An 18,533-nucleotide genomic window follows, 5' to 3' on the forward strand; every position below is an offset into this window, starting at 1 on the left:
CGGGTGGCCGGGCACGACGGCGGCGAGCCGGTGAGCGCGGGCGGCGGGACGTCGGGCGGGGACGCCCCCACCGCCACCCTGACCGGGGTCGGGGTCGGTCCCGGCGACCCGGAACTGCTCACCCTCCGGGCGGTCCGGGTGCTGGCCGAGGCCGACCTCGTGTTCGTACCGGTGCTGGACCGCCTCGCCGTGGACGGCGACGCGCCTCCCGGGCGGGCCGAGACCACCGTGGCCGCGCACGTCGCGCCGGACCGGCTGCGCCGGCTGCCGTTCGCCCTGGACGACCGGGGCGGGGTGACCACGCGCCGGAAAAGGGCGTGGGACGAGGCCGCGCGGGCCGTGGTGGACGCGGTCGACGGCGGCGCCCGCGCCGTCGCCTTCGCCACCATCGGCGACCCGAACGTCTACTCCACCTTCGGCTACCTCGCGCAGACCGTCCGCGCCCGCCGCCCGGCGGTCGAGGTGCGCACGGTCCCCGGGATCACCGCCATGCAGGACCTGGCGGCGCGCAGCGGCGTCCCGCTCTGCGAGGGGCGGGAGCCGCTGACCCTGCTGCCGGCCACCGCGGGGCTGGCGCTCTTCGCCGACGCGCTCGCCGGCCCCGGCACCGTCGTGGCCTACAAGGGCTGGCGGCGGCACGCCGAGCTGGTCGCCGAGCTGCGCCGGCAGGGCCGCCTGGGCGACGCCGTGCTGGGCCGGGGCCTCGGGCTGCCCGACGAGCGGATCGGCCCCGTCGCCGACGCCGCCGACGACCTGCCGTACCTGTCGACGCTGCTGGTCCCGGCCCGCCGGGACCGTAGGGGAGGAAAACTGTGACCACCGCGCCGACCGCGGACCGCGCCGACGACGGCGGGCCGACCAGCACGGGCAGGGTGTGGTTCGTCGGGGCCGGCCCCGGCGCGGCCGACCTGCTGACCCTGCGCGCCGCCCGGGTGATCGGCGCGGCCGACGTGGTGGTCTGGGCGGCCAGCCTGGTGCACGCCGACGTGCTCGCCCACGCCCGTCCCGACGCGGAGATCGTCGACTCGTCGCGGCTGCCGATCGAGGGGGTGCTGCCGCTCTACCGGCGGGCCGCCGCCGAGGGGCTGACCGTGGCGCGGATCCACTCCGGCGACCCGGCGCTGTGGGGCGCGGTGCAGGAGCAGCTCGACCTGTGCCGGGCGCTCGGGCTGGCCGTCGAGATCGTCCCGGGCGTCTCGTCGTTCACCGCCGTCGCGGCGATCGTCGGCCGGGAACTCACCATCCCCGAGGTCGCCCAGTCGGTGATCCTGACCCGGCTGGAGGGCGGCAAGACCCCGATGCCGCCGGGCGAGCGGGTCCGCGAGTTCGCCCGGCACGGCACCACCATGGCGCTGTTCCTCTCCGCCGCCCGCTCCGGGCAGGCGCAGGCCGAGCTGCTGGCCGGCGGCTACCCGCCCGACACCCCGGTCGTGGTGGCGTACCAGGCGACCTGGCCGGACGAGCTGGTGGTGCGGTGCGCCCTCGGCGACCTGGAGGCCACGGTCAAGGAGCACAAGCTCTGGAAGCACACCCTCTTCCTGGTCGGCCCGGCGCTCGCCGCCGCCGGCACCCGCTCGCACCTCTACCACCCCGGGCACTTCCACACGTTCCGGCGGGCCGAGCCGGCCGCCCGCGCCGACCTGCGCCGCGCCCGGGCCGCCGGCGGGACGGCGGGGGACGGGCACGCCGGATGACGTACGCCGAGCCACCGCTGCGCGAGCCGGACCTGCCGCGTACGGCGAAGGTCCGGCCCACCGCGCTGCGCACGGGCTGGACCACCGGCGCCTGCGCGACGGCGGCGGCGAAGGCGGCGGTGACCGCCCTGGTCACCGGCGTGCCGCAGCGGGAGGTGGAGATCGGGCTGCCCGCCGGCCGCCGGGTCAGCTTCCCGGTGGCCCGCTGCGAGGTCCACGCCGGCACGTCGGCGGAGGCCGTGGTGGTCAAGGACGCCGGCGACGACCCCGACGTCACGCACGGCGCCGAGCTGACCGTCACCGTCGGCTGGCGGGACGTGCCCGGGCTGCGGCTCGACGGCGGGCCGGGCGTCGGCACGGTCACCAAGCCGGGACTCGGGCTGCCCGTCGGCGGGCCGGCGATCAACGAGACCCCGCGCCGGATGATCGGGCAGGCCGTCGCCGAGGTGGTCGACCTGGCCGAGGTGGGCGTCCGCGTGGTGGTCAGCGTGCCGCGCGGCGAGATCATGGCGCGCAAGACCACCAACCGGCGGCTCGGCATCCTCGGCGGCATCTCCATCCTCGGCACCACCGGCATCGTCCGGCCGTTCTCCACCGCCTCCTGGCGGGCCAGCGTGGTGCAGGCGGTGCACGTGATGGCCGCCCAGGGGGAGCGGACGGTGGTGCTGTGCACCGGCGGGCGCACCGAGCGGGCCGCCCGCGCGCTGCTGCCGGAGCTGCCCGAGGTGTGCTTCGTCGAGGTCGGCGACTTCACCGGCGCGGCGGTCACCGCCGCCGTCGGCGACCGGATGACCGGGGTGGTCTTCGTCGGGATGGCCGGCAAGCTGGCGAAGCTCGCCGCCGGCATCCTGATGACCCACTACACCCGGTCCAAGGTGGACCTGTCCCTGCTCGGCGACGTCACCGCCGAGGCGGGCGGCGACCCCGACCTGGTGGCGGCGGTCGCCGCGGCGAACACCGGGCGGCACGCGTACGAGTTGTGGGAGGCCGCCGGGCTGCTCGGCGCCGCCGGTGACCTGCTCTGCCGGCGGGTACGCCAGGTGCTGCTCCGGTTCGCCGGGAACGCGGTCACCGTCGACGTGGCGATGGTGGACTTCGCGGGCGACCGGGTCGTCGCCTCGTCGGGCCGGTGGGCGGCGTGACCGGGAGCCCGCCCGCCGGGGGCACCGGGCCGGCGGTGACCGTGGTGGGGATCGACGCCGGAGGAGGGCCGCCGCACCCCGCCGCCGCGCCCGCGCTCGCCGGGGCCCGGCTGGTGGTGGGCGCGGCCCGCCACCTGGCCGCCGTACGCCTGCCGGCCGGCGCCGACACCGTCGCCCTCGGGCCGCTCGCGCCGGCGCTGGACCGGCTGGCCGCCGCCGTCGCCGCCGGAACGGACGCGGTCGTGCTGGCCAGCGGGGATCCCGGGCTGTTCGGCGTCGTCCGGCGGCTGCGGGCGGCCGGGCTGCCGCTGCGGGTGCTGCCGGCCGTGTCCAGCGTGGCCGCCGCGTTCGCCCGCGCCGGGCTGCCCTGGGACGGCGCGGCCGTGGTCACCGCCCACGGCCGGGACCCGCGACCGGCGCTGAACGCCTGCCGGGCGCTGCCCGCCGTCGCGGTGCTCACCGCGCCCGGCGCCGGGGCCGCCGAGCTGGGCGCTGGTCTGGTCGGCTGGGCCCGTCGGCTGGTCGTCGCCGAGCACCTCGGCACCGACGCCGAGCGGCTCACCGAGACCACCCCCGAGGCGGCCGCCGCCCGCGTCTGGGCCGACCCGCACGTGCTGCTCAGCCTCGCCGGGGAGCCCGGCGCCGCCGGGATGCGGGCGGACAACCAGCCGGCCGCCGCGCCGGCCGGCGGGTGGGCGCTGCCCGAGTCCGCCTACGCGCACCGCGACTCGATGATCACCAAGTCGGAGGTACGCGCCCTCGCCGTGGCCCGGCTGCGCCCCCGCCTCGGCCGGCTGGTCTGGGACGTCGGCGCGGGCAGCGGCTCGGTCGGCATCGAGTGTGCCCTGCTCGGCGCGGCCGTGGTCGCCGTCGACCGAGACCCGGCGGCGCCGGTCGGCGCCAACGCCGCCCGGCACGGCGTCGACGTCAGGGTGGTGGTCGGCGCCGCCCCCGGGGCGCTGCACGGGCTGCCCGACCCGGACGCCGTCTTCGTCGGGGGTGGCGGCACCGACGTGCTCGCCGCCGTGGCGCACCGCCGGCCGGACCGGGTGGTGGTGACCCTCGCCGCCGTCGACCGGGTCGCCCCGGCGGTCGGGCTGCTGCGCGCCGGCGGCTACGCCGTGGAGGGCGTCCAGCTCTCCGCCGCCCGCCTCGCCGACCTGCCCGGCGGATCCATTCGACTCGCGGCCACCAACCCGGTGGTCGTCCTCACCGGGGAGCGCCCGTGAACCACCCACCCACCGCCACGGACCAGCCGACCCGGATCGGCCTGGTCGCCGCCACCGCCGCCGGGCGGCGGCACGCCCGCACCCTCGCCGACGCCTGGCCGCACGCCCGCCTGGTCACGGCGGACACCGTCGCGGACGCGCTGCGCGCCGCCTGGGCCGAATGCGACGCAGTGGTGGCGTTCCTGGCCACCGGGGCGGTGGTGCGCATCCTCGCGCCGCTGCTCGGCGACAAGCACACCGACCCGGCCGTGGTGGTGGTCGACGAGGCGGCCCGGCACGCGGTCGCGCTGCTCGGTGGGCACGCCGGTGGCGCCAACGACCTCGCCGGGCGGGTCGGCGCGGTGCTCGACGCGCGGCCGGTGGTCACCACCGCCACCGACGCCGCCGGCCTGCCCGGGCTGGACACGCTCGGCTGGCCGGTCGAGGGCGCCGTCGCCGCCGTCAGCCGCGCCATCCTCGACGGCGAGCCGGTCACCCTCGTCGCCGACGCCGCCTGGCCGCTGCCCGCCCTGCCCGACAACGTGCGCCCCGCCCCGACGCCGGTCGCGCCCGCCGACCCGGCCCCGCCGGCCGCCCCGCCCGGCCCCGGTGCGCCGGCCGCCCCGGCCGGGCCCCGGGAGGCGGTCGGCCCGGCCGGGTCCGGTGCGCCGGTCGGCCCGGCCGGGCCCGGGGAGGCGGTCGGCGGCGGGTACCGGCTGCTGGTCACCGACCGGGTGGTGCCGCTCGACGACCGGACGGCCGTGCTGCGACCCCCGTCGCTGGTCGCCGGCGTGGGGGCCAGCCGGGGCGTGCCCGCCGCCGAGGTGCGCGGCCTGCTGGACCGGGTGCTCGCCGAGGCCGGCCTCAGCCCGGCCAGCCTGCGGCACCTGGCCAGCGCCGACATCAAGGCCGACGAGGCGGGCATCCGGGCGACCGCCGACGCGCTCGGCGTACCCCTGGTGACGCATCCGGCGGCGGAGCTGGCGGCGGTCGACGTGCCGCACCCCAGCGAGGTGGTCCGCGCCGCCGTCGGCACCCCCAGCGTCGCCGAGGCGGCGGCGCTGCTCGGCGGCGACGCGGCGCTGCTGGTGCCGAAGACCGCGACGGCGATGGCCACCGTGGCGGTCGCCCGGCACGCCCCGCGCGGCCGGCTGGCGATCGTCGGCCTCGGGCCCGGCGCGCCCGACCTGCGCACCGCCCGCGCGGTGGCCGAGCTGCGCCGCGCCGCCGTGGTCGTCGGCCTCGACCAGTACGTCGACCAGGTCCGCGACCTGCTCCGCCCCGGCACCCGGGTGCTCGCCAGCGGCCTGGGCGCCGAGGAGGAACGGGCCCGCGCCGCCGTCGCCGAGGCGGTGGCCGGGCACGCCGTCGCGCTGGTCGGCTCCGGCGACGCCGGCGTGTACGCGATGGCCAGCCCCGCCCTGGAGTACGCCGACGAGCGGATCGACGTGGTCGGGGTGCCCGGGGTGACGGCCGCCCTCGCCGCCGGCGCCCTGCTCGGCGCGCCGCTCGGCCACGACCACGCCTACCTGAGCCTGTCCGACCTGCACACCCCGTGGGAGGTCATCGCGCGCCGGGTGGCCGCCGCGGCCGAGGGCGACTTCGTGGCGCTGCTCTACAACCCGCGCAGCCGCGCCCGCGACTGGCAGCTCGGCGCGGCGCTGGAGGTCTTCGCCGCGCACCGGCCGCCGGACACCCCGGTCGGGGTGGTGCGCAACGCCAGCCGACCCGACGAGCGGGTGCACCTGGCCACCCTGGCCGACCTCGACCCGGCGCTGGTCGACATGTACAGCGTCGTGGTGGTGGGCAGCAGCCAGACCCGGGTGGTCGCCGGCCGGATGGTCACCCCTCGGGGGTACCGGTGGCGGCGGTGACCATCGGCGCCTGCCAGGGCTGCGGCGCCTGCCTGCTCACCTGCCCGACGCACGCCATCCGACCGGTGCCCGGCGGCCTCGCCGTCCGCGCGGACCGCTGCACCGGCTGCCTGGAATGCCTGGAGATCTGCCCGGTGGACGCCATCCGCGCCACCGGCACCGACGAACGTGGAGGAAGCCGATGAGTCCGACCGCGGTCAGCGCCGCACCCCCGGCCGGCCGGTGGAGCCGCGCCGAGCGGGTACGCCTCGGCGGCATCGTGCTCGCCGTCGCCGTGCTGCACGTCGCCGGCTGGAGTCTCTACCTGTACTGGAACAACCAGCCCGCCGCGGCCGGCGGCCTCGCCGGGGCCGGCACGCTGGCGTACCTGCTCGGGGTGCGGCACGCCTTCGACGCCGACCACATCGCGGCGATCGACGACACCACCCGGCTGATGCTGCTGCGCGGTCGGCGCCCGGTCGGCGTCGGCTTCTTCTTCGCCCTCGGGCACAGCGGGGTGGTGCTGCTGCTGGCGCTGGTCGTCGGCCTCGCCTCGGCCAACCTCGCCGGCCCCGGGCTGGCCGAGGCCCGCGAGGTGGGCGCGACCGTCGCGATCCTCACCGCCACGCTGTTCCTCGCCCTGGTCGCGGTGCTCAACGCGGCGGTGCTGGCCGGCCTGGCGCGGCTGTGGCGGCGGCTGCGCCACGGCGACCTGGACGAGCGCGAGCTGGACCTGCACCTGCTCAACCGGGGGCTGGTGCAGCGGGTGCTCGGCTCCCGGGCCCGCGCGCTGGTGCGCTCCTCCTGGCACATGGCGCCGGTCGGGTTCCTCTTCGGCCTCGGCCTGGAGACCGCCAGCGAGGTGACCCTGCTCGCCCTGTCGGCGAGCACCGCCGCCGCCGGCGGGCTGCCCGTGCTCGCCCTGCTCACCCTGCCGTTGCTCTTCGCCGCCGGGATGTCCGCCATGGACACCGCCGACAGCCTGCTGATGAGCCGCGCCTACTCGTGGGCGTACCGGCACCCGGCCCGGCGGCTCTACTACAACCTGGCCACCACGGCGGTGACGGTGCTGGTCGGCGGCCTGGTCGCCAGCGTCTACGCCGCCGGCCTGCTGGTCGACCACCTCGGGTTGTCGGCGCTGTCCTGGTACGCGGGGATCGCCGACCACTTCGAGCAGCTCGGGTACGCCGTCGTGGCGCTCTTCGTGCTCGCCTGGGCCGGCGCGGTGGCGCTGTGGAAGCTGCGCCGCTACGACGAGCGCTACGGTGCCGGGGCGGTGCGGCCGTGAGCCGGGTCGTGCACCCCATCGAGCGGGAGTCGTACCGGATCCTGCGCTCCCGGGTGGACCTCGCGCACCTGCCGCCGCTGACCCGGGCCGTCACCGAGCGGGTGGTGCACGCCAGCGCCGACCTCGACTACGTCACCGACCTGGTCTGCGACGAGGCGGCCCTGGCCGGCGGGCTGGCCGCCCTGCGCGCGGGCGCGCCGGTGGTCACCGACGTGGCGATGGTGGCCGCCGGCATCACCGGTCGGCAGACCGTCTGCCCGGTCGCCGAGCCGGCCGCCGCCGACCTGGCCCGCACGGCCGGGATCACCCGGTCGGCGGCGGCGGTGCGGCTCGCCCTGGAGCGGGTCGGCCCCGGCGCGGTGTGGGTGGTCGGCTGCGCACCGACCGCGCTGGAGGAACTGATCACCCTGGACGCCCGGCCGGCGCTGGTCGTCGGGTTGCCGGTGGGCTTCGTGGGTGCCGCCGAGTCGAAGGCGGCGCTGCGGGCCAGTGGCCTGCCCGGGGTGTCCAACCGGGGCGAGAAGGGCGGCTCGGCGGTCGCCGCCGCCGCCCTCAACGCCCTGCTGTACGTGGAGGAGGAGCATTGACCGCTCTGGTCATCGTCGGGCACGGCACGCGCAGCGCGGCCGGGGTCGACCAGTTCGTGGCGTTCGTGGAGCGGGTCCGCCGGCGCGCCGCCGGCGCCGTCGGCGACGTCGAGGGCGGCTTCATCGAGCTGTCCCGGCCGCCGCTGACCGACGCGGTGGGCGCGCTCGTCGACCGGGGACACCGGTCGCTGGTGGCGCTGCCGCTGGTGCTGACCGCCGCCGGCCACGGCAAGGGCGACATCCCCGCCGCGCTGGCCCGCGAGCGGCAGCGCCACCCCGGGCTCAGCTACGCCTACGGCCGGCCGCTGGGCCCGCACCCGCTGCTGCACACCGCCCTGGAGCAGCGCATCGACGCCGCGCTGGCCGGCGCCGACCGGGCCGGCACCTGGGTGGCGCTGATCGGGCGCGGCTCCACCGACCCGGACGCCAACGCCGAGGTGGCCAAGGTGGCCCGGCTGCTCTGGGAGGGACGCGGCTACGCCGGCGTCGAGCCGGGCTTCATCTCGCTCGCGGAGCCGTCGGTGCCGGCGGTGCTGGACCGGCTGCGCCGGCTCGGCGCGCGGCGGATCGTCGTCGCGCCGTACTTCCTCTTCGCCGGCGTGCTGCCCGACCGGATCGTCGCCCAGTCGGCCGACTTCGCTGCCGCTTACCCCGACCTGGACGTGCGGGTGGCCGACCTGATCGGCGACTGCGACGCCCTCGCCGACCTCGTCCTCGAACGGCACGCCGAGGCGCGCCGCGGCGACATCCGGATGAACTGCGACACCTGCGCGTACCGGGTGCTGATGCCGGGCTTCGCCGACAAGGTGGGCCGGCCGCAGACCCCGCACGACCACCCCGACGACCCGGTCGACGGCCACGGCCACCACCATCACGGGGACCACCACCACGGTGGCCGTCACCACCACCACGACCAGCGGCCCGGCCTGCGCCCGGGACAGGTCGCGGTCGTCGGCGGCGGCCCCGGCCCCGACGACCTGATCACCGTACGCGGGAAGGCCCTGCTGGACAGCGCCGACGTGGTGGTCGCCGACCGCCTCGCCCCGCGCGGGCTGCTCACCGGGCTGCGCCCGGACGTGGTGGTGGTCGACGCCGCCAAGGTGCCGCGCGGGCCGTCGATGCCGCAGGACACCATCAACGACACCCTGATCGCGTACGCCCGCGCGGGCAAGCGGGTGGTCCGGCTCAAGGGCGGCGACCCGTACGTCTTCGGCCGGGGCCACGAGGAGGTCCAGGCGTGCGCCGCGGCCGGGGTCGAGACCGTGCTGGTCCCCGGGGTGAGCAGCGCGGTGGCCGCGCCGGCCCTGGCCGGCGTCCCGGTCACCCACCGGGGCGTCGCCCACGACGTCACCGTCGTCTCCGGGCACCTGCCGCCGGGGCACCCCGACTCCCTGGTGGACTGGGTGGCGCTGGGCAGGTCCCGGGGCACCGTGGTGCTGCTGATGGCGGTGGACACCATCGCCAAGATCGCGGCGGTGCTGGTGGAGCACGGCCGCGCCCCGGACACCCCCGTGCTCGTCGTGGCCGACGGCGGCCAGCCGGGGCAGCGCACCTGGTCGTCCCGGCTGGACGAGGTGGGCGGGTTGGCCGCGCGGGAGGACGTCCGGCCGCCGGCGGTGTTCGTGCTCGGACCGGTGGTGCGGCTGCGGGAGACCGGCACGGCCGGTCAACCGGTGGCCGCGCGGGCGAGGGCGTAACCGGCGGTGGCCGCGGCGAGGCCGGCGGCGACGCTGAGGGCCACGTTGGCCAGCGCGGCGTGCCGCCGGCCCGCCCGGGCCAGCCGCAGCGTCTCGTAGCTCAGGGTGGACCACGTGGTCAGCGCCCCGCAGAAGCCGGTGCCGACCAGCGCCGTGAGTGCCGGGTCCGCCGGCAGGCCGGTGACCGCGCCGAGCAGCAGCGACCCGAGTACGTTGACCGTCAGCGTGCCCCACGGGAACCCGGTGCCGAAGCGGGCCTGCACGGCCCGGTCGGTGAGGTAGCGCAGCGGGGCGCCGAGCGCCGCGCCGAGGGCCACGAGCAGGGCGGTCACCGGCCGCTCCGGGCGAGCAGCCGCCCGGTGGCGGCCTCGCCGGCCCAGACGGCGAGCAGCGCGCCGACCAGCGTGGCGCCGAGGGAGGCCAGCGCGGTGCCGGGGGCGCCGGCGAGCAGCGCCTGGTGCGCGTCGACCGCGTAGGTGGAGAAGGTCGTGTACCCGCCGAGCACGCCCACGCCGAGGAACGGGCGGGCCATCGGCTGGCCGCCGCCGGCGTGGCCGAGCACCGCCATCAGGACCCCGATCAGCAGGCACCCGCTCACGTTGACGCCGAAGGTGGCCCAGTCGAACGTGGCGGGGGAGTGCGGGACGGCGGCCTGCAGGCCGGCCCGGGACAGCGCGCCGAGCACACCCCCGGCGGAGACGGCGGCGAGCACCGCCGCCGGGTGCGCGGTGAGTTCGTCGCGGTCGGCCGGGACCCGCAGGTCGACGTCCGGGTCGACGCGCGACGGCTCGGACGGGCCGGTCACGTCTCCTCCCACGGTGCCGTCGGCCGCCATCCGGCCGTCGCCGCAGCATAACGCCGGCTCGGCCGCGGACGACCGACGTGCCGTGGTGCGCCGGGTCAGCGCACCGCCGCGACGGCGGCGTCGGTGCCGCCCCGCCAGACCACGCCGGCCTCGGTGAAACCGGCGTCGGTCAGCGCCGCCAGGTGCCAGGAGGCCGGCGGGTTCCACTCCGGGCTGTGCCCGGTCGGGTAGATCTCGCGCCGCCGTTCCACCAGTGGGGCGAGCGCCGGGTCGGCCGCCGCCCGCTCCCACCAGTCCGACCAGGACAGCACGGCGCCGCTGGCGTACCGGGCCTCGCGCCGGGTCCGCGCGCTGTCCAGCAGGCGCTTGGTCAGCTCCGGCAGCGCGTCGTCGGGCATGTGGTCGGCGTTGAGCAGGATCCCGCCCGGGCGCAGCAGGCTGCGCAGTTCGGCGTAGAGGCGGGCCAGCCGCTCGCCCGGCAGCCAGTGCAGCGCGGTGGCGGTGAGCACCCCGTCGTACTCCCGCACCGGCAGCGCGGCCGTCCACTCCGGCTGCGCCAGGTCGGCCTCGACCACGGTGACCCGGTCGCCGAACGTCGCCCTGGCGATGGCCAGCAGCGCGGGATCGAGGTCGACCAGGGTGATCTCGGCGTCGGGGAAGCGGCGCAGCGCCCGGGCCGAGATGGTGCCGGTGCCGCCGGCCAGGTCGAGCAGGCGGGGTCGCCCGCCGTCGAGGACCGCCTCGACCGCGTCGAGCATCGCGGTGAACCGGTGCTCCCGGTCCGGCAGGTACGCCTCCTGCTGCCGGTCCCAGCTCTCCTGCCAGGCGGCGACGTTGCTGATGTAAGGACTCATGGCGATGAGGCTAGTTACCGTCCCGGAGCGTGTCCAGACCTTGTTGCCAATAATTTGCAACAGTGAGAAGCTTGCAGCGCGATGGTCCGGGTGGGGTCGGCAGGGCACCGGCCCGGCCGGCCCCGCTGCCGCCGGCCGGTCAGGCCGAGGCGACCAGTTCCCGCTCCGCCGGCCGCGCCGCGGCCTGCCGGCGGGCCAGTCGCAGGGCGGCCAGCAGCACGCCCAGGCCGGCCAGGGTGACCGCCGCGCCCGCCCAGATCGGGGCGGTGTAGCCGAGCCCGGCCGCGATCGTCGTCCCGCCCACCCATGCGCCGAGGGCGTTGCCGACGTTGAAGGCCGCGATGTTCGCCCCGGAGGCCAGCGTCGGCGCCTGGTGGGCGTACCTCATGATCCGCATCTGCAACGGGGGAACGGTGGCGAAGCCGAACCCGCCCATCAGCAGCAGCGAGGCCACGGTGAGCGGCTGGCTGCCGGCGGTCAGGGCGAAGAACGCGAGCACCACGGTCAGCGCCGCGAGCACGACGACCAGGGTGCGCGACAACGACACGTCGGCGGCGCGACCGCCGAGCAGGTTCCCCACGAACAGGCCCACCCCGAAGAGCACCAGCAGCCACGGCACCGTCCCGGTGGCGAAGCCGCTGACCTCGGTCAGGGTGTACGCGATGTAGGTGAACGCGCCGAACATGCCGCCGAAGCCGAGAACGGTCACCGCGAGCGACAGCCACACCTGCGGGTGGGTGAAGGCGCGCAGCTCGCCGCGGAGCCCGTCGGCGGGTCGGTCGGCGTCGCCGGTCGGGCGGGCCGGGACGAGCAGGGCCAGGCCGGCGAGCGCGACCACGCCGATGCCCGTGATCGCCCAGAACGTCGACCGCCAGCCGAGATGCTGGCCGAGGAAGGTGCCGAACGGTACGCCGAGCACGTTGGCCGTGGTCAGCCCGGCGAACATCAGCGCGATGGCGCCCGCGCGCCGGGCCGGCGCGACCAGTCCGGCGGCGACCACGGCGCCGATGCCGAAGAACGCCCCATGGCAGAGCGCGGCCACGATCCGGCCGGCCATCATCACGCCGTAGCCGTCGGCCAGCGCGGAGAGCAGGTTGCCGATGATGAAGTGCACCATCAGGCCGAGCAGCACCGGCTTGCGCGGCAGCCGGGTGACCGCCGCGGTCAGCGCCACGCCGCCGATCGCGACGCTGAGCGCGTAGCCGGAGATCAGCCACCCGGCGACCGACTCGGTCACCGCGAAGTCGGCGGCCACCTGGGGCAGCAGCCCCATGATCACGAACTCGGTGAGGCCGATGCCGAAGGCGCCGACGGCCAGCGCGAGCAGCCCACCGGGCAGGGACCGGTTCCGTCCAGACATGGTCTTCCGTTCCAGGAGAGAGGCAGATAGATGGCGCATGCAACTACACGCGGAAGCAACGAAATGGTTGCACGCGCGGGATATCGGCGCAAGCCTGCTAGGCTGGGGGTCGACCGGGTCACATCGCGAGGAGGTCGGATGGGCATCGGTGACGACGCCGTGGAGGTCCGCGCACAGGGCTGGCGCACCCTCGCCGCGCTCCACGGCCTCATCGAGGCGTCGCTGGAACGCGCGCTCCAGGCCGGGCACCAGCTCTCCGTGGTCGAGTACACGGTGCTCGACGCGCTCTCCCGGCAGGACGGCTGGCACATGCGGATGCGGCAGCTGGCCCGGGCCGCCGCGCTCTCCGACAGCGCCACCACCCGGCTGGTCACCCGCCTGGAGGACCGCGGCCTGCTCACCCGGGTCCTCTGCGCCGACGACCGACGCGGCATCTACACCGAGCTCACCCCCGCCGGGTGCGAGCTGCTCGCCCAGGCCCGGCCCACCCACGACCGGGTGCTGGCCGAGGCGCTGGCCGATGCCGAGGCCGCACCGGAGCTCGCCCCGCTGGTCGACGCGCTGCACCGGCTCCCGGCGTCCCGCTGACCCGCCGCACGCCACGCCGCCACCGCCGACCCACCGTTCCGCCACGCCGACCCACCGTTTCGGCAGCGCCGAGCCGGGGCACATGCCCGACAGGGGATTGTCGAGAGGGGGTCGTGATGGCGGATACGACGACGCCGGCCGACGTGCGTCCGTCCGGTCCAGCGGTCGACGGGGGAAGTTCGCGCCGCAACGCCAGGCGGGCCGGGGGGCCGCCGTTCCGGAAGCCGCGCTGGCCCCGGGCGTACGCGTTCGCGCTGGTGACCGGGGCGCTGTTCCTGTTCTCCTGGATCGGCCAGTTCGTCTTCCAGGCGGCGGTGGAGAGCAACGAGGCGAGCCAGCACGGCCAGTCCTTCGCCTGGGCGGACTTCCTGCCGCAGTTCCTCGCCTCCACCTTCGAGAACTGGCAGTCCGAGTTCCTCCAGCTCATCTGGCAGGCGGCCGGCCTGGCCCTGTTCTACTACTGGGGCTCCTCCCAGTCCCGGGAGTCCGACGAGCGGATCGAAGCCAAGCTGGACGCGCTGCTGCGCGAGCGCGACCTCGACCCGGAGAACCCGTGACGTGTGGGCGGCACCACGGCGCCGCCCGTTGACCTAAACCCCGCTTCACCTCCGAGGCTGGACCACGTCGGCGAGCGATGTGGAGGGTGACATGCGGGTGATCGAGGTGGCGACGTTCGGCGGGCCGGAGGTGCTGGCCCTGACCGAGGCCCCGGAGCCGGTGCCCGGCCCGGACGAGGTCGTGGTCGAGGTGTCCGTCGCGGACGTGCTCTGGGTGGAGACGATGATCCGGCGCGGGCAGGGCGGCGAGTACTTCCCCATCCGGCCGCCGTACCGGCCGGGGGTCGGGGTCGCCGGCACCGTCGGCGCGGTCGGCGCGGGGGTCGACCCGGGCTGGACCGGCCGGCGGGTGGTCACCAGCACCGACGAGCGGGGCGGCTACCTGGAACGCGCCGTGGTGCCCGCCGAGGGGCTGGTGCCGGTGCCCGACGGGGTGTCCCTGCCGGACGCGGCGGCGCTGCTGCACGACGGGACGACCGCGTTCGGCCTGCTCGACCTGGTGCCGGTCCGCCCCGGGGACCACGTGCTGGTCACCGCCGCCGCCGGCGGCCTCGGCGTGGTGCTCGTGCAGGAGGTCCGCGCCCGAGGCGGGCTCGTCGTCGCGGCGGCCCGGGGCGCGGCCAAGCTCGACGCGCTGCGCCGGCTGGGCGCCGACGTCGTGGTGGACTACGCCGAGCCGGACTGGACGCTGCGGGTCCGGGCCGCGACGGACGGCCCGCACGTCGTCTTCGACGGTGCCGGCGGCGACTACGGCCGGGCGGCGTTCGACCTGGTGCGCGACGGCGGGCGGTTCTCCGCGCACGGCACCCCGGCCGGGGAGTTCGCGGTGCCCGCCGCCGAGGCCGCGCGCGCCCGGGGCATCACCGTCACCGGCATCGGCGACGTCCAGTTCACCCCCGAGCAGGCGCGCCGGCACCTGCGGGCCGCGCTCGACGCCACGGCGGCGGGGCGGATCGCGCCCCTGGTCGGCCAGACCTTCCCGTTGCACCGGGCCGCCGACGCCCATCGGGCGATCGAGGAGCGTGCCGCGATCGGCAAGACGCTGCTCACCGTCTGACCGCCGGGCCCGCCGGCCGTCCCGGCCGCCGGTGGTGCCGCGCCGCCGGCCGGCGTACGGTACCAAGATCGGCGGGCGGGGCGGCCCGGTTCCGGGGCGATCCGGAGGTGTCGGTACGCGACCCCGCCGCCGCGCCAGCAGGACGTGCAGGAGGCACCGATGCAGGACCGCACCCCGCGCCCCGAGGACCTGGAGCCGATCGAGCGGGCGAGCGTCGACGAGCTGCGGGCGGTACAGCGGGAGCGGCTGCGCTGGTCGCTGCGGCACGCGTACGACAACGTGCCGCACTACCGCCGCGCCTTCGACGCCGCCGGGGTGCACCCCGACGACTGCCGGGACCTGGCCGACCTGGCCCGCTTCCCGTTCACCGGCAAGGCGGAGCTGCGGGAGAACTACCCGTTCGGCATGTTCGCCGTGCCGCGCGAACGCATCGCCCGGGTGCACGCCTCCTCCGGCACCACCGGCCGGCCGACGGTGGTCGGCTACACCGGCGACGACCTGCGGACCTGGGCCCGGCTGATGGCCCGGTCGATCCGGGCCGCCGGCGGCCGCCCCGGCGACCGCGTGCACGTCGCGTACGGCTACGGGCTGTTCACCGGCGGGCTCGGTGCGCACTACGGCGCGGAGGAACTGGGCTGCACCGTCATCCCCGTCTCCGGCGGGATGACCGAACGCCAGGTGATGCTGATCCGGGACTTCGAACCGGAGGTCATCATGGTGACTCCCAGCTACATGCTCGCGATCGTGGACGAGATGGAGCGGCAGGGGATCGACCCGCGCGCCACCTCGCTCCAGGTCGGGGTCTTCGGCGCGGAGCCGTGGACGGAGGACATGCGCCGGGAGATGGAACAGCGCCTCGACATGCACGCCGTGGACGTCTACGGCCTGTCCGAGATGATGGGCCCGGGCGTGGCCAACGAGTGCGTGGAGACCAAGGACGGGCCGCACCTGTGGGAGGACCACTTCTATCCGGAGATCGTCGACCCGGTCACCGGAGAGGTGCTCCCCGACGGCGAGCACGGCGAGTTGGTGCTCACCTCGCTCACGAGGGAGGCCATGCCGGTCGTCCGCTACCGGACCCGCGACCTGACCCGGCTGCTGCCCGGTACCGCCCGTCCGATGCGCCGGATCGAGAAGATCACCGGGCGCAGCGACGACATGATGATCGTGCGCGGGGTGAACGTCTTCCCCACCCAGATCGAGGAGCTGATCCTGCGTACGCCGCAGCTCTCGCCGCACTTCCAGTGCGTCCTCGGGCGGGAGGGGCGGATGGACACGCTGACCGTCCGGGTGGAGCGGCGGGCGGGGGTGGCCGTCGAGGCCGCCGAGCGGGCCGGCGGGGCGCTGGTCGGGCTGGTCAAGAACACGATCGGAGTGAGCGTGGCGGTCGAGGTGGTCGCCCCGGACGGGGTGGAGCGGTCGATGGGCAAGATGCGGCGGATCGTCGACCAGCGGCGGGGCGGCTGACATGGCGGGGCGCAACGCCGCGTACGACATGTTCGACGCCGACGCGGCGTCGAAGGGGCTCGGCATCGAGCTGGTGGACGCCGCCGACGGGGCGGCGGTGGCCCGGATGCGGGTGACCGGTGCGATGGTCAACGGCCACGCGATCGCCCACGGGGGCTTCGTCTTCCTGCTCGCCGACACCGCCTTCGCGCTGGCCTGCAACAGCCACGGTCCGGTCACCGTCGCCGCCGGCGGCGAGATCACCTTCGTCCGTCCCGCCCGCGAGGGCGACCTGCTGACCGCCCGCGCCACCGAGCGCACCCGGTACGGCCGCAGCGGCATCTACGACGTCACCGTCACCCGCGACGGCGGCGAGGTGGTCGCCGAGTTCCGGGGCCGCAGCCGCACCCTGCCGCCGCCCGCCGGCTGAGCCTCGCGCCGCCGCCGATGCGCCCGACCTCGCCGCCCCCACGGGCGTTACCGGCGCAGCTAGCATCGGGGCGGTGCGAGTTCTGGTGGTCTCCGCGCCGTTGATCGGGCACGTCTTCCCCCTGCTGCCGCTGGCCGCCGCGCTGCGTGCCGCCGGGCACGAGGTGCTCGTCGCCACCGCCGCCGACGGCCTGCGGGCGGAGCAGTCCGGGCTGCCGGTGCGCGATGTCGCGCCGGCGTTCGACTTCGGCCGGATCGCCCGGGGCGTCATGCTGCGCCACCCGCTGATCGCCCGGGCCGAGCTGGCCGGCACGGCCGGCACCCGGGGCGCGGCGCTGCTCTTCGGCGCGGTCAACGACCAGATCGCCGACGGGGTGGTCGCCGTCGCCGCGCGGTGGAAGCCCGACCTGGTGGTCCACGAGCCGTTCGCGGTGGCCGGGGCGCTTGCCGCCGCGACGCGCGGCGTGCCCGCCGTACGCCAGGAGAACGCCCTCTTCGACGGCCGGGAACTGGTCCGGGTCACCCTCGCGCGCCTGGGCGGGGCCCTGCGCCGGCACGGCCTGACGGAGCTGCCGCCCCCGGCCGCCGCGATCGCCGTCGCCCCGCCCAGCGTGCGGCACCAGGACGGCTGGCCCATGCGCTACGCCGCCCACGCCGGCGGCGGCGAGTTGCCGGGCTGGCTGCGCGAGCCGGGGGAGCGCCCGCGGGTGCTGGTCAGCCGCAGCACCGTCGCCGGCCCCGGCAGCGCCGGGCCGATGCCGGCGGTCGTCGCCGCCGCCGACCGGGTCGACGCCGAGTTCGTCCTGGTCCGCCCGGACGCGCGGCTGGCCCGCCGGGTGTTGCCCGGCAACGTGCGCACCGTCGACTGGATTCCGCTCGTCGAGGCCCTGCCGGCGAGCGCGGCGCTGGTCCACCACGGCGGTGCGGGCAGCGTCTTCACCGCGCTGACCGCGGGGGTGCCGCAGCTGGCCACCGTCGGGCCCGGCGACCGGCGGCACAACGCCGAGTTGGTGGCGGCGCGCGGCGCGGGAATCGCGGTCCGGGCCCGCGACATCACCGCCGACACCCTGACCCGGCTGGTCGGCGATCCGGCGTTGCGCGACGCGGCGAGGCAGGTCAGCGCCGAGATCGCCGCGATGCCGGGGCCGGCGGAGCTGGTGCACCGGCTGGAGTCGCTGCGCTGACGCCGTCCCGCCCGCGCGGCGGCCCGTTCCGGTCGGGGGTTAACAACTGCTTGCGTTTGGGTGGTCTCTAGCGTCCTTATGATTGCTATGGTGATCGGGTGAATTTGAAGGAGTGGGCGGCGTCTCAGGGGATCGCGTATGTGACCGCGCGGCGGCAGTACGCGGCTGGGACGCTGCCTGTTCCTACTTACCGGCTGGGTCGACTCATCATGGTGGGCGAGCCGTTGCCTGCTGCCTCGGCTGGCGTCGAGCGGGTGGTGGTGTACGCCCGGGTCTCGTCCGCCGAGCAGCGCGCCGATCTTGACCGGCAGGTCGCTCGGGTCGTCACGTGGGCGACTGGGCGGAACCTGCCGGTGTCGCAGGTGGTGACTGAGGTCGGATCCGCGCTGAACGGGCACCGTAAGAAGTTCCTCGCGCTGCTGCGCGACCCGGCGGTCACGGCCATTGTTGTGGAGCACCGTGACAGGTTCGTCCGTTTCGGTGCCGAGTATGTCGAGGCGGCGCTGGCCGCGCAGGGTCGCAGGCTGTTGGTGGTCGACCCGGCGGAGGTCGACGATGACCTGGTCGGGGACGTCACGGAGATCTTGACCTTGTTGTGCGTGCGTCTCTACGGCCGTGGGGCTGCTGCGGATCGGGTGCGTCGGGCGGTCGAGGCCGCCACCACACAGGACCCGTCGTCGTGAAGGCGGTACAGGCGTACCGGTTTGCTCTGGATCTGACGCCGTGTCAGCAGCGGGCGGTGCTGGCGCATGCGGGCGCGGCCAGGGTGGCGTACAACTGGGGC

General features: G+C 76.6%; 20 protein-coding genes and 1 pseudogene. 17 read left to right on the forward strand and 4 right to left on the reverse strand.

Annotated elements, in window-relative coordinates:
- Nucleotides 1-30 precede the first annotated feature (30 nt).
- The 9 genes and pseudogenes from cobI (at nucleotide 31) to cobA (ending at nucleotide 9,469) form a co-directional block, all read left to right on the forward strand.
- Nucleotides 31-816, forward strand: coding sequence for a precorrin-2 C(20)-methyltransferase (gene cobI, locus AB0G14_RS23055; RefSeq protein ID WP_357700593.1), 786 nt, complete (start codon nucleotides 31-33; stop codon nucleotides 814-816).
- Nucleotides 813-1,694 carry a precorrin-4 C(11)-methyltransferase gene (gene cobM / locus AB0G14_RS23060; RefSeq protein ID WP_357700558.1) on the forward strand — a complete coding sequence of 294 codons (882 nt, stop codon included), beginning with the start codon at nucleotides 813-815 and terminating at the stop codon, nucleotides 1,692-1,694. The genes cobI and cobM overlap by 4 nt, the downstream gene beginning before the upstream one ends.
- Entirely contained in the window at nucleotides 1,691-2,836 is a 1,146-nt protein-coding gene (locus AB0G14_RS23065; RefSeq protein WP_357700559.1) for a cobalt-precorrin-5B (C(1))-methyltransferase, read from the forward strand. Before cobM ends, AB0G14_RS23065 begins: the two co-directional genes overlap by 4 nt.
- Nucleotides 2,824-4,065: a precorrin-6y C5,15-methyltransferase (decarboxylating) subunit CbiE gene (cbiE, locus tag AB0G14_RS23070; protein ID WP_357700560.1), complete on the forward strand. Its 1,242-nt coding sequence runs from the start codon at nucleotides 2,824-2,826 to the stop codon at nucleotides 4,063-4,065. The genes AB0G14_RS23065 and cbiE overlap by 13 nt, the downstream gene beginning before the upstream one ends.
- Nucleotides 4,062-5,918: a precorrin-3B C(17)-methyltransferase gene (gene cobJ, locus AB0G14_RS23075; RefSeq protein ID WP_357700562.1), complete on the forward strand. Its 1,857-nt coding sequence runs from the start codon at nucleotides 4,062-4,064 to the stop codon at nucleotides 5,916-5,918. The genes cbiE and cobJ overlap by 4 nt, the downstream gene beginning before the upstream one ends.
- Nucleotides 5,906-6,076, forward strand: a pseudogene (locus tag AB0G14_RS23080) (4Fe-4S binding protein); the annotation flags it as partial. The gene cobJ and the pseudogene AB0G14_RS23080, both read left to right, overlap by 13 nt.
- Nucleotides 6,077-6,099: 23 nt before the next feature.
- Nucleotides 6,100-7,185, forward strand: a complete 1,086-nt coding sequence (locus tag AB0G14_RS23085) for a HoxN/HupN/NixA family nickel/cobalt transporter (protein ID WP_357700564.1) — start codon at nucleotides 6,100-6,102, stop codon at nucleotides 7,183-7,185.
- Complete coding sequence (locus tag AB0G14_RS23090) at nucleotides 7,182-7,772, forward strand: precorrin-8X methylmutase (protein WP_357700566.1); 591 nt, start codon at nucleotides 7,182-7,184, stop codon at nucleotides 7,770-7,772. The genes AB0G14_RS23085 and AB0G14_RS23090 overlap by 4 nt, the downstream gene beginning before the upstream one ends.
- Entirely contained in the window at nucleotides 7,769-9,469 is a 1,701-nt protein-coding gene (gene cobA / locus AB0G14_RS23095; protein ID WP_357700568.1) for a uroporphyrinogen-III C-methyltransferase, read from the forward strand. Before AB0G14_RS23090 ends, cobA begins: the two co-directional genes overlap by 4 nt.
- Here cobA and crcB read toward each other — a convergent pair.
- The 4 genes from crcB to AB0G14_RS23115 form a co-directional block, all read right to left on the reverse strand.
- Nucleotides 9,439-9,801 (reverse strand): fluoride efflux transporter CrcB, encoded by a 363-nt coding sequence (crcB, locus tag AB0G14_RS23100; RefSeq protein WP_357700570.1) that lies wholly within the window; start codon nucleotides 9,799-9,801, stop codon nucleotides 9,439-9,441. The genes cobA and crcB overlap by 31 nt on opposite strands.
- Complete coding sequence (locus AB0G14_RS23105) at nucleotides 9,798-10,304, reverse strand: CrcB family protein (protein ID WP_357700572.1); 507 nt, start codon at nucleotides 10,302-10,304, stop codon at nucleotides 9,798-9,800. Before AB0G14_RS23105 ends, crcB begins: the two co-directional genes overlap by 4 nt.
- 65 nt (nucleotides 10,305-10,369) lie before the next feature.
- Nucleotides 10,370-11,128 carry a class I SAM-dependent methyltransferase gene (locus AB0G14_RS23110; RefSeq protein ID WP_357700574.1) on the reverse strand — a complete coding sequence of 253 codons (759 nt, stop codon included), beginning with the start codon at nucleotides 11,126-11,128 and terminating at the stop codon, nucleotides 10,370-10,372.
- 139 nt (nucleotides 11,129-11,267) lie between these two features.
- Nucleotides 11,268-12,488 (reverse strand): MFS transporter, encoded by a 1,221-nt coding sequence (locus tag AB0G14_RS23115; RefSeq protein WP_357700576.1) that lies wholly within the window; start codon nucleotides 12,486-12,488, stop codon nucleotides 11,268-11,270.
- Between the two features lie 138 nt (nucleotides 12,489-12,626).
- On the opposite strand from AB0G14_RS23115, the gene AB0G14_RS23120 reads away from it, so the two are divergent.
- The 8 genes from AB0G14_RS23120 to AB0G14_RS23155 all read left to right on the forward strand — a co-directional run.
- Entirely contained in the window at nucleotides 12,627-13,076 is a 450-nt protein-coding gene (locus AB0G14_RS23120) for a MarR family transcriptional regulator (protein WP_357700578.1), read from the forward strand.
- A 116-nt stretch (nucleotides 13,077-13,192) separates the two neighbouring features.
- Entirely contained in the window at nucleotides 13,193-13,633 is a 441-nt protein-coding gene (locus AB0G14_RS23125) for a DUF6766 family protein (RefSeq protein WP_357700580.1), read from the forward strand.
- 91 nt (nucleotides 13,634-13,724) lie between these two features.
- Nucleotides 13,725-14,690 carry a zinc-binding dehydrogenase gene (locus AB0G14_RS23130; RefSeq protein ID WP_357700582.1) on the forward strand — a complete coding sequence of 322 codons (966 nt, stop codon included), beginning with the start codon at nucleotides 13,725-13,727 and terminating at the stop codon, nucleotides 14,688-14,690.
- A gap of 159 nt (nucleotides 14,691-14,849) precedes the next feature.
- Complete coding sequence (gene paaK / locus AB0G14_RS23135; protein WP_357700584.1) at nucleotides 14,850-16,157, forward strand: phenylacetate--CoA ligase PaaK; 1,308 nt, start codon at nucleotides 14,850-14,852, stop codon at nucleotides 16,155-16,157.
- A 1-nt stretch (nucleotide 16,158) separates the two neighbouring features.
- Nucleotides 16,159-16,566 carry a hydroxyphenylacetyl-CoA thioesterase PaaI gene (gene paaI, locus AB0G14_RS23140; RefSeq protein WP_350707443.1) on the forward strand — a complete coding sequence of 136 codons (408 nt, stop codon included), beginning with the start codon at nucleotides 16,159-16,161 and terminating at the stop codon, nucleotides 16,564-16,566.
- Between the two features lie 73 nt (nucleotides 16,567-16,639).
- Entirely contained in the window at nucleotides 16,640-17,749 is a 1,110-nt protein-coding gene (locus AB0G14_RS23145; protein WP_357700587.1) for a nucleotide disphospho-sugar-binding domain-containing protein, read from the forward strand.
- A 98-nt stretch (nucleotides 17,750-17,847) separates the two neighbouring features.
- Nucleotides 17,848-18,432, forward strand: coding sequence for an IS607 family transposase (locus tag AB0G14_RS23150; protein ID WP_357700589.1), 585 nt, complete (start codon nucleotides 17,848-17,850; stop codon nucleotides 18,430-18,432).
- Nucleotides 18,429-18,533, forward strand: a 105-nt coding sequence (locus tag AB0G14_RS23155; protein ID WP_357700595.1) for a helix-turn-helix domain-containing protein, incomplete at its 3' end; no start/stop codon positions are given. The genes AB0G14_RS23150 and AB0G14_RS23155, both read left to right, overlap by 4 nt.

The organism is Micromonospora sp. NPDC023814 (assembly GCF_040639595.1).
Lineage (GTDB): Bacteria > Actinomycetota > Actinomycetes > Mycobacteriales > Micromonosporaceae > Micromonospora.